Genomic DNA, 10,000 nt, shown 5'->3' with positions numbered 1-10,000 from the left:
CTAACCTTGCCCTGCTTTACCCGAAACAGATTTTCAGCTGCAACCCAAAGCTCGTCAGGTGAAACCAGAACCAGAGAAGTAACTTCAGCCAAAATTGGATAGCGGTCAAATTTCAGAGTTTGAGGATTAAGACCTGACAGGCCGGACTTAGTGCCAACCCACATGTAACCCTTTTGATCCAACAATAATTTGTTAATCGAGTTACTGGCCAATTGACGGCTGGTTTTGGTACTGAATTGAGTGAAATGCTGGCCATCAAAACGATTCAGGCCGTACAAAGTACCCACCCATAAATAACCAGATTGATCCTGACTAATGGCCCTGACCGAGTTTGACGATAAGCCATCCGCACTGTTCCAGTGTTTGATATCAAAATCATAAATGGAACCTGGCCGGCCCTGAGCGCACAGAGCAACGGAGAATAAAGCTAAAAAAACCAACAGCGAAAAACGCACAGCAATCACCGGGGAACAGGGAAAAATTTATATTAACTAAAAGCTTGCCACTGCACCAGCGCGAAGAGGATCAGCCAGCTCAGGAATCCAGCCGCCATATCATCAATCATGATACCAAAACCGCCATGGACTTTTTTATCCAATAAACGTATAGGCCAGGGTTTGACGATGTCAAAAAAGCGAAACAGTAAAAAGCCAGCCAAAAGGTACTGCCATTCAAAGGGTATACACCACATAGTCAGACAATACCCTGCGACTTCGTCCCAGACTATGGCGCCATGATCATGTTCACCGATATCTTTTGCTGTCTGACCACAGACATAGCAGCCCAGTACAAAAGCAAACAACACCCAGATCAACGCAAACTGTGGCATGACTAAGGATTGTAGATAAATGAAAGGTAATGCAGCCAAAGTTCCAAAAGTACCAGGGGCTTTAGGCGCTAGTCCTGACCCAAAGCCTAAGGCAAGGAAATGGGTCCACTTTTTTAACTCAAACTGAGGTTTTGCTTTAGTAGAGGTCATTAAAAATGCTCAAACCCCTGGTGCTGGTATAAAAAAGGCAAATCTCCCTGTTTAAACTCCAGCTTACCTACTGCACCAGTGATCCGGCCAATACAAGTGACGGGAACACCATAGGGAGACAATAGAACTTCAAGAGAGCCACGTCGATTTTCAGGTACTGTAAACAATAACTCGTAGTCTTCTCCACCAGATAAAGCATACTGTAGCGCCTGTTCCGCAGTGCAGCTGTCTTTCAGCGCCTGAGACATAGGCAACTTGCTGACATCCACCACAGCGCCAACCTTAGAGCGCCGCAGAATATGCAATAAATCACCAGCCAGACCATCTGACACATCCATAGCCGAACTGGCAATATTACGCAGCGCCTGGCCTAAAGCCACCCTGGCTGTTGGGTAATGGAAGCGCTGCAGTATATGTGCACGGTGTTTTTTGCTGACTTCCACCTGTTCCTGAACCAATTTCAGGCCTAAAGCAGCATCGCCTAGTGTACCCGTGACATAGAGATAGTCACCGTTTTGTGCACCAGCTCTGGTGATGGCTTTACCTTTAGGTACCAGACCTTTGGCGATCATAGTTAAACTCAATGGACCTCGGGTGGTGTCACCGCCTATTAGCTGGCAGTTATAATAATCTGCGGTTTCACTCAAGCCCTCAGCAAAAGCTGTCAACCACTCTTCATTCACTTTAGGTAAAGTTAAGGCCAGGGATAACCAGCAAGGCTCTGCGCCCATTGCTGCTAAATCACTGACATTTACAGCCACCAGTTTATGCCCAAGCGAACGCGGATCGACGTCCGGAAAAAAATGGATACCTTCGACCATGCTATCTGTGGTAATCACCAGATCACAACCTTCGCGCACCTGTAACACAGCCCCATCGTCACCAATGCCAATGGTAACGTCCGAGCGTTTACGGCCTGCTTCAGCAAAACAACGTTGGATTAACTCAAATTCACCCATAAAAAAGCCGACTTACGCCGGCTCTCCATTTTTTATTCGGTTCGCAGGCGTTTGACGGCTTTATCGAGTATGCCGTTCACAAACTTATGACTGTCGTCAGCGGCAAAGGCTTTTGCCAGCTCGATGGCTTCGTTAATCACCACCTTGTAAGGCACATCCAGGCGGTATTTCAGCTCGTAGGCTGATACCCGTAATATGGCTTTTTCGACCAGATCAATTTCTTCAAACGGACGGTCTAAAAAGGGTTTTACCGCTTCATCCAACACCGGATGATTTACAGCCACACCACGTAAAAGATCCTGGAAATAGCCCACGTCCAGGTGCTTGGTGTTTTGTTCCAGCAGTAACTGCTGTTCAATATCACCAATAGGGTTTTTGCTGACTTGCCAGCTATAAACTCCCTGAACGGCCAAAGAGCGGGCCAAGCGACGTGCATTAGGTTTCATCAACAAATCCTACAACTGAGAGAGAACGTTTACCATTTCCAGCGAGGACATCGCTGCTTCTGCGCCTTTATTGCCCATTTTAGTACCGGCACGCTCCACAGCCTGTTCGATACTGTCTACAGTCAATACGCCAAAAGCAACAGGAATACTGTGCTGCATCATGACCTGGGCCAGACCTTTGGTACATTCGCCTGCTACATATTCAAAATGAGGGGTACCACCACGGATCACTGCACCTAAAGCAATGATCGCATCGTACTTGCCACTGGCTGCAACTTTTTGCACAGCTAAAGGCATTTCAAAAGCACCAGGAATGCGAACTACAGTGATATCCTGATCAGCGACGTCACCTACACGCTTTAAGGTATCCACAGCACCGTCTAATAAACTTTCGACAATAAAGCTGTTGAATCTGGCCACAACGATGGCAAATTTTTTACCCTTAGCGGTTAACCCTGCTTCAATCACCTGCATTGGAGGTCCTTATTGCATATTTGCTGCAAAAAAATGGTGTTAAACACCAGAATTCAAAAAAACGGGCGTCATGATAACACAAGATTGCCCGTGCCCTGCTACTGTTTCTGCAGCAGTTGTTACAGAGCCTTATTCAGACACATAGTCCACGACTTCCAGACCGAATCCGGACAAAGCATGGTATTTTTTCGGCGCGCTTAACAGACGCATTTTTTTCACACCTAAACTGGCCAGAATTTGTGAACCTACACCGACATTACGGGAGGTACCTTTCCACAGCTCAGTTTTCGCTTTTTCGCCTTTATCTTCGGCCTCAAAGTTCTGCACCATCTGTACCAATTCCTGACTGCTTTCATTTTTACCTAAAAGCACCAGCACACCGCCTTCATCCGCAATACGCTTCATCGCACAATGCAAAGAAAAGCTGCGGTTAGCACCTCGATCGGACAATAACAAATCACTAAAGGTATTATGTAAATGCACCCGTACTAAAGTTGGTTGTTCAGCTTCTACTGCCCCTTTGACTAGAGCAAAATGAATTTGGTTGTCTATAGTGTCACGGAAAGTCACCAGCTTAAACTCACCAAATTCAGTAGGTAACTGGCAACTGGCCACCTGCTCTATAGTAGTTTCATGCAGATTACGGTATTCAATTAAATCGGCTATGGTGCCTATTTTAATACCGTGTTTTTGAGCAAAAATCTCTAAGTCAGGACGGCGCGCCATAGTGCCGTCTTCATTTAAAATTTCAACAATCATGGCAGCTGGCTCTAAACCCGCCATACGAGCTAAGTCGCAACCTGCCTCGGTGTGGCCTGCCCGCACTAAAACCCCCCCATCCTGCGCCATTAACGGGAATATATGCCCCGGATACACAATATCTGTTGGCTTGGCATCACGAGCGACTGCAGCTTTGACAGTGCGAGCCCGGTCTGCTGCTGAAATGCCTGTAGTCACGCCTTCAGCCGCTTCAATCGATAAGGTAAAGGCCGTAGAAAATGGCGATAAGTTTTTATCTACCATCAGGGGTAGCTTTAACTGTTCACAACGTTTTTTCGTAAGGGTTAAACAAATTAAACCCCGGCCATATGTGGCCATAAAATTCACCGCATCAGGCGTCACGTATTCGGCCGCCATTACTAAATCGCCTTCGTTTTCACGATCTTCGTCATCCATCAGGATAACCATTTTTCCCTGACGAATATCTTCAATAATTTCTGCTGGTGTATTCAGTTGCATACTTCACCTTACTGCGTTATAAAAAACCACGTTGTTGCAATAAATCCATAGTCACGCCTTTACTGCCAGCCCCTTCGCGGCCTTGCAGCAAACGTTCTAAATAACGCGCTATTAAATCCACTTCCAGATGCACCTGACTGCCCGCTTTGAGGTTCATCAAAGTGGTTTCCCGAGCTGTGTGCGGCACTATAGTTAAACGAAAAGCTGTAGCGCTTAATTCATTGACTGTCAAACTGATACCGTCCACTGTAATAGAACCCTTTTCGGCAATGTAATGGGCCAGCTCTTTTGGCATTTTGATCCAGACTTGCCAGGCTTCGCCAAATTTCTCTATTTTTTCAACGCTGCTGATGCCATCGACATGCCCGCTAACCAAATGTCCACCTAAGCGACCTGTCGCCAGCAGGGCTTTTTCTAAGTTAAGTAACTGCCCTGCTTTGTATTGGCCAAACAAAGTGCGCTTAACGGTTTCGCCGGACACATCGGCGTTAAAACTGTTGCCATTCAAGGCAGTGACCGTCAGACAAACGCCATTGCTGGCAATACTGTCACCTAGTTTGACATCAGAAAAATCCAGACTGTCTGATTCAATGGTCAGCTTTAAATCCACACCTGAAGCTTTAATGGCGCTCACCCGTCCTGTGGCTTCAATTATTCCGGTAAACATGGCTCTAACCTTGCTATTAATTTTAAATCAGGCCCCAGTGTCTGCACTGAAGTCCATACAAACGGCTGCGCCTGCGCCAGCTCAGTATAATCAGGAAGCTGCAACATGGCTTTGGCTTTATCTCCTAACAGCACTGGCGCCTGATACACAATGAGTTCATCCACCAGTCCGGCCTGCCATAACGAACCCGCCAGCACAGCTCCGGCTTCCACCCACAAATCGTTGATCTGTTCTTTAGCCAATACCGCCATTAATTCGTTTAAATTCAAACCTGAATCATCAGCATCCAGCGCGATAAAACGTACTTGCGGATGCTCAAATGCCGGAGTGTATGCTTTAGCATGCACCAGCACTATGGGGCCATTTTGCGAAAATAAAAGCTCCTGACCTGTTAATTTACAACGGCGATCTAAAATAACCCTGATTGGCTGACGCAAAGAGCCATCTTCAAGAAAAGATATAGCCAAAGCATCAGCCCGTACCGTTAAGCGGGCATTGTCAGCGAGCACGGTAGTAGCCGTCGATAAGATGGCGTGGGCCTGAGCGCGCATCAGTTGCACATCAGAACGTGACTCTACGGAGCTTATCCATTGGCTTTTACCGTTGGACAGCGCAATACGACCATCCAGACTAGAGGCCAGTTTAAGCCGGACATAAGGTTTTCGCCGCTCCATCCGGCTTAAAAAGCCAGGATTTAAAGCCCGGGCTTGCTGCTCTAATAAACCCACCGCCACTTCAATGCCAGCATCTTTGAGCAGTTCTATGCCACGACCCGCCACTAACGGGTTGGGATCCAACATAGCGACTATGACTTTTTTCACCCCTGCATTGACCAATGCCAAAGCACAAGGACCAGTTCGGCCATAATGACTACAAGGCTCTAAAGTGACATAACAGGTTGCCCCTAAAGCAAGATGCTCAGCCTGACGTAAAGCAAACACCTCTGCATGCGGGCCGCCGGCCTGACGATGGAATCCTTCACCAACAATCTGGCCGTCTCTGACTATCACAGAGCCAACATTTGGATTTGGGGCCGTAGTAAAACGGCCTTGATGAGCAAGCTCTATGGCCCGCGCCATATAATGATGATCGAGTTCAGTAAAGCTCACTTAGTTGTCTCCAAGCCGGGCTATTTCCTCGCCGAACTCGCGGATATCTTTGAAAGAACGATAGACAGAGGCAAAACGTACATAAGCGACTTTATCCAGCTTCACCAGTTCATCCATAATCAAAGTGCCCAATAACTGACTTGGCACTTCACGCTCACCTGTAGCACGTAATAAGCTTTCCACTTTGCTGATCAAAGATTCAATCTGTTCTGTCGGTACAGGGCGTTTTTCCAGTGAACGCATCACGCCACTGCGCAGCTTGGCGTCGTTATAAGGCTCTCGGGAACCATCACGTTTCACAATACGGGGCATCACCAGTTCGGCGGCTTCAAAAGTGGTAAAACGTTCATGACAGGCGCCGCATTCGCGTCGTCTTTTCACTTGTGACCCCTCTGCAACTAAGCGGGAGTCTATAACTTTGGTATCGTCGGCACGACAAAAAGGACAAAACACGGAATTTCTCCGAAAAAAATGGCCGCATTAAGCGGCCATCATAACACTCTATCTTTATTCAGTCATAACAAGCTATCAGGCATAAACCGGCAAACGGCGACAGACTTCAGAGACCTGAGCCCGTACTTTGTCGATCACACCAGCATCGCCACGGCTGTCCAGCACGTCACAAATCAGGTTGGCAACCAAACGAGCCTCTGCTTCTTTAAAACCACGACGGGTAATAGCAGGAGTACCTATACGTAAACCACTGGTCACAAATGGTGAACGTGGATCATTTGGCACAGAGTTTTTGTTCACTGTGATATGCGCCAGACCTAACCAGGCGTCCGCTTCCTTACCTGTGATGTCTTTGTCGATTAAATCCATCAGGAACAAATGGTTTTGCGTACCACCAGACACGATCTTATAACCACGTTTGATCATCTCATCGCACATAGCTACTGCATTTTTCAGTACTTGTTGCTGATAGACTTTAAACTCAGGTTGCAGTGCTTCTTTAAAAGCTACAGCTTTCGCAGCAATCACGTGCATTAAAGGACCACCCTGACCACCAGGGAAAACTGCAGAGTTCAGTTTCTTTTCGATCTCTTCGTTTTTACGGGCCAGAATTAAACCGCCACGAGGACCAGCTAAAGTTTTGTGAGTTGTAGTTGTTACAACGTCAGCGACTGGCACTGGGTTCGGATACAAACCAGCGGCCACTAAACCAGCGACGTGAGCCATATCCACCATCAGGTAAGCACCCACTTTATCGGCGATTTCACGGAATTTCTGCCAATCCACAATACCTGAATACGCAGAAAAACCTGCGATGATCAGTTTTGGTTTGTGTTCCAGCGCTAAAGCTTCAGCCTGAGCATAATCAATCACACCAGTTTCAGGATGCAAACCATATTGCACAGCCTTGTATAATTTACCTGAAGAGCTAACGGTAGCACCGTGAGTTAAGTGACCGCCGTGCGCCAGACTCATACCTAAAATGGTATCGCCCGCGTTTAATAAAGCTAAAAATACTGCAGAGTTAGCCTGAGAGCCTGAGTGCGGTTGTACGTTTGCGTAATCTGCACCAAACAGTTCTTTTGCACGGGCGATAGCTAAGTCTTCAGCCACGTCCACGTACTCACAACCACCGTAATAACGCTTATGCGGGTAACCTTCAGCATATTTGTTAGTTAACTGAGAACCCTGAGCCTGCAACACGCGTGGGCTGGCATAGTTTTCAGAAGCGATCAGCTCTATGTGATCTTCCTGACGTTGGGTTTCGTTAGTAATGGATTGCCATAATTCCGGATCAAAATCGGCAATGTTCATTTCGCGCTTTAACATGCTTGCTCCCAGGTGGCCAAAAGGGCCAGGCTATTTACAAAAAAACTGCGCAGCATTCTACATGGAATCCATTAAAGTTGCAGCTATTAAGTAGCCATCTAAACATCTAAAAAATGATTTCTGTAGGTTACTCCTGCACCAGGCCCCATCAACTGTAAATAAAACCAGTATACAACTTTACAAAAAACCAAAACTGGTCAATTATAAAGCTGTATAAACCAACAGTGCTTTGTAAATGAAAAAAATCATTCATATCGACATGGACTGTTTTTTCGCAGCGGTAGAAATGCGGGACAGACCTGACTGGCGCACTATTCCATTGGCTATAGGTGGCAGTCGTACTGAGCGCGGAGTGATCAGCACCTGTAACTACCCTGCCCGCGTCTATGGTGTGCGTTCCGCTATGCCTACTGGTCAGGCACTTAAACTTTGCCCTCATTTATTGTTGTTGCCGGGCAATATGGAAAAGTACAAAGCGGCCAGCTTACAAATTCAGGCTATTTTTCATCGTTATACTGACAAAGTAGAGCCTTTATCTCTGGATGAAGCTTATTTAGACGTTAGTGACAGCACCTTATTTTCCGGTAGCGCCACCCGTATTGCAGAAGATATTCGTCGGGTGATTTTAGCTGAAACTGGTTTAACAGCATCAGCTGGAGTAGCGCCTAATAAATTTCTCGCCAAAATTGCCAGTGATGAAAATAAACCTGATGGTTTGTTTGTATTACCACCAGCAAAAGTCGACGACTTTGTCAAATTCCTGCCTTTGCATAAGATCCCGGGAGTAGGCAAAAAAACCGCCGAGAGACTTGCCACTTTAGGGTTCTACAAATGTGTGGATATCCAAAGGGCCCCCTTACATACACTGGTCAAACATTTCGGCAGTTTTGCAGAAACCTTAATAGAACGCAGTTTTGGCCGTGATGGTCGAGACGTGCAAAACGACTACCCTCGTAAATCTGTAGCAGTCGAGCATACGTACACCGAGGATCTCCCTGATCTGAATGCGGGTCAACAAAGTTTGTCTGAGCTGTTACCTAAACTCAGGCGTCGCATAGAACGTTGTGAAGCAACTGCTCATATTCAGAAAATTGGCATTAAGTTGAAATTTGCTGATTTCCAGCAGACAACAGTAGAAAAGCAACAACCCGAACTGGATATGGCCAGCTTAACACAACTACTGGAGCAAGCCTGGCACAGAGGACAAGGTAAAAAAGTACGACTGGTAGGTATTCATGTTGGCTTAAAAGCTCAGGAAGCTCTGGCGCAGTTATCATTAGAACTTTGACGATTTAAGTCTGCAAATGTCAGAGTTAGCCATTAATAAACCGTTGTTAAATTAGTCCAATCGTTGAATTTCAGGCATAAAAAAAGCCAACTAAAAGTTGGCTCTTTTTCAGAAAACTATTAACCGGTAACAGTTACGTTCTCAGCCTGAGGACCTTTTTGGCCTTCAGTAACTTCGAAAGTTACACGTTGACCTTCAACTAAAGTTCTGCGGCCTGTGCCATTGATAGCGCGGAAATGTACGAATACGTCTTTACCGCCTTCGCGCTCGATGAAACCAAAACCTTTATCTTCGTTGAACCACTTAACGGTACCGGAAATTAATTGTGACATAACATTCTCTTACTTTAACTAAATTTGCCAATTGTTTGGCGACTTAAATATTACCGGCCGTGTTCGAGCTAGTACATATTACGACCCCATTATCAGTGAACCCGACAAAGTGGTCAATAGCTATTACTGATCCGACAGAAAAATAGTTTTTCTGGTTTTGGCCGTTCCAGTTACTCTAAATAATTCTTCAGCCAAAACAATTGCTTGCAATAAAAACTGTCGAACAAATCTACAAAGTAACGACCTGAGTGTAGCACTATTTTCCGAATAAAAAACATACTACTGTAAATTATTTGATCTTTTTCTTCACAGGCGTCATGCCATCATCGCCTGCCTGATAAAAATTAGGTTTGGCGGCAGGCTTGGCTTTTGATGTTGTATCTGCGGATTTTTGTTTCGTCTTCTTCACTGCAGGCTTAGCTTTCTTCACTGCTTTTGCTGGAGCATGCAGCTCCACGCCTTTAAATTTGGCTGGTAAAGACTCTACCTTATACATAGGAAGAGGACGGCGTAAAAAGCTTTCTATCGCACAAAATGCCGCCCAATCTTTTGGCCCAACCAAAGAAATGGCTATACCTTTAGCTCCAGCTCTGCCGGTACGACCGATGCGATGCACATACTCTTCCGCATGTTTAGGCAAATCAAAGTTCACGACATGACTAACCTGCAGTAAATCCAGTCCCCGAGATGCGACATCTGTAGTAACAAGCACCTGATGCTTATTG

Annotated in this window: 13 protein-coding genes; 1 reads left to right on the top strand and 12 read right to left on the bottom strand. The window is 46.1% G+C overall.

Translation table 11 applies throughout. The features are described 5' to 3' along the window. From LDL40_RS01910 to glyA, 10 genes are all read right to left on the bottom strand, one after another. A partial coding sequence (locus LDL40_RS01910; RefSeq protein WP_300993200.1) for a two-component regulator propeller domain-containing protein occupies nucleotides 1-455 on the bottom strand: 455 nt, incomplete at its 3' end. Between the two features lie 32 nt (nucleotides 456-487). Further along, nucleotides 488-979 (bottom strand): phosphatidylglycerophosphatase A, encoded by a 492-nt coding sequence (locus LDL40_RS01905; RefSeq protein WP_300993198.1) that lies wholly within the window; start codon nucleotides 977-979, stop codon nucleotides 488-490. Next, nucleotides 979-1,938 (bottom strand): thiamine-phosphate kinase, encoded by a 960-nt coding sequence (gene thiL / locus LDL40_RS01900; RefSeq protein WP_300993196.1) that lies wholly within the window; start codon nucleotides 1,936-1,938, stop codon nucleotides 979-981. Before thiL ends, LDL40_RS01905 begins: the two co-directional genes overlap by 1 nt. A gap of 32 nt (nucleotides 1,939-1,970) precedes the next feature. Beyond that, nucleotides 1,971-2,384 (bottom strand): transcription antitermination factor NusB, encoded by a 414-nt coding sequence (gene nusB / locus LDL40_RS01895; protein WP_300993194.1) that lies wholly within the window; start codon nucleotides 2,382-2,384, stop codon nucleotides 1,971-1,973. 9 nt (nucleotides 2,385-2,393) lie between these two features. Then, a complete protein-coding gene (ribE, locus tag LDL40_RS01890; RefSeq protein WP_233078360.1) occupies nucleotides 2,394-2,858 on the bottom strand; it encodes a 6,7-dimethyl-8-ribityllumazine synthase in 465 nt (154 codons plus the stop codon). A 129-nt stretch (nucleotides 2,859-2,987) separates the two neighbouring features. Beyond that, nucleotides 2,988-4,097 carry a bifunctional 3,4-dihydroxy-2-butanone-4-phosphate synthase/GTP cyclohydrolase II gene (gene ribBA, locus LDL40_RS01885; protein ID WP_300993191.1) on the bottom strand — a complete coding sequence of 370 codons (1,110 nt, stop codon included), beginning with the start codon at nucleotides 4,095-4,097 and terminating at the stop codon, nucleotides 2,988-2,990. Between the two features lie 16 nt (nucleotides 4,098-4,113). Further along, the gene (locus LDL40_RS01880; protein ID WP_300993189.1) at nucleotides 4,114-4,764 is read right to left on the bottom strand and encodes a riboflavin synthase; all 651 of its coding nucleotides are present in this window, start codon (nucleotides 4,762-4,764) and stop codon (nucleotides 4,114-4,116) included. Next, nucleotides 4,749-5,873 carry a bifunctional diaminohydroxyphosphoribosylaminopyrimidine deaminase/5-amino-6-(5-phosphoribosylamino)uracil reductase RibD gene (gene ribD / locus LDL40_RS01875; RefSeq protein WP_300993187.1) on the bottom strand — a complete coding sequence of 375 codons (1,125 nt, stop codon included), beginning with the start codon at nucleotides 5,871-5,873 and terminating at the stop codon, nucleotides 4,749-4,751. The genes LDL40_RS01880 and ribD overlap by 16 nt, the downstream gene beginning before the upstream one ends. After that, complete coding sequence (gene nrdR, locus LDL40_RS01870) at nucleotides 5,874-6,326, bottom strand: transcriptional regulator NrdR (RefSeq protein WP_300993185.1); 453 nt, start codon at nucleotides 6,324-6,326, stop codon at nucleotides 5,874-5,876. A 75-nt stretch (nucleotides 6,327-6,401) separates the two neighbouring features. Further along, nucleotides 6,402-7,655: a serine hydroxymethyltransferase gene (glyA, locus tag LDL40_RS01865; protein WP_300993183.1), complete on the bottom strand. Its 1,254-nt coding sequence runs from the start codon at nucleotides 7,653-7,655 to the stop codon at nucleotides 6,402-6,404. Nucleotides 7,656-7,890: 235 nt separating this feature from the next. On the opposite strand from glyA, the gene dinB reads away from it, so the two are divergent. Beyond that, a complete protein-coding gene (gene dinB, locus LDL40_RS01860) occupies nucleotides 7,891-8,943 on the top strand; it encodes a DNA polymerase IV (protein WP_300993181.1) in 1,053 nt (350 codons plus the stop codon). 119 nt (nucleotides 8,944-9,062) lie between these two features. Here the strand turns inward: dinB and LDL40_RS01855 are convergent, their stop codons facing one another. Together LDL40_RS01855 and LDL40_RS01850 are read right to left on the bottom strand one after the other, a co-directional pair. Further along, a complete protein-coding gene (locus tag LDL40_RS01855; RefSeq protein WP_008898286.1) occupies nucleotides 9,063-9,275 on the bottom strand; it encodes a cold-shock protein in 213 nt (70 codons plus the stop codon). A 289-nt stretch (nucleotides 9,276-9,564) separates the two neighbouring features. Further along, on the bottom strand, nucleotides 9,565-10,000 hold a 436-nt coding region (locus tag LDL40_RS01850), incomplete at its 5' end, for a helicase-related protein (protein WP_300993179.1).

Source organism: Rheinheimera sp., assembly GCF_020217005.1.
Classification (GTDB): domain Bacteria; phylum Pseudomonadota; class Gammaproteobacteria; order Enterobacterales; family Alteromonadaceae; genus Pararheinheimera.
This window is presented reverse-complemented; position numbering and strand designations above follow the sequence as displayed.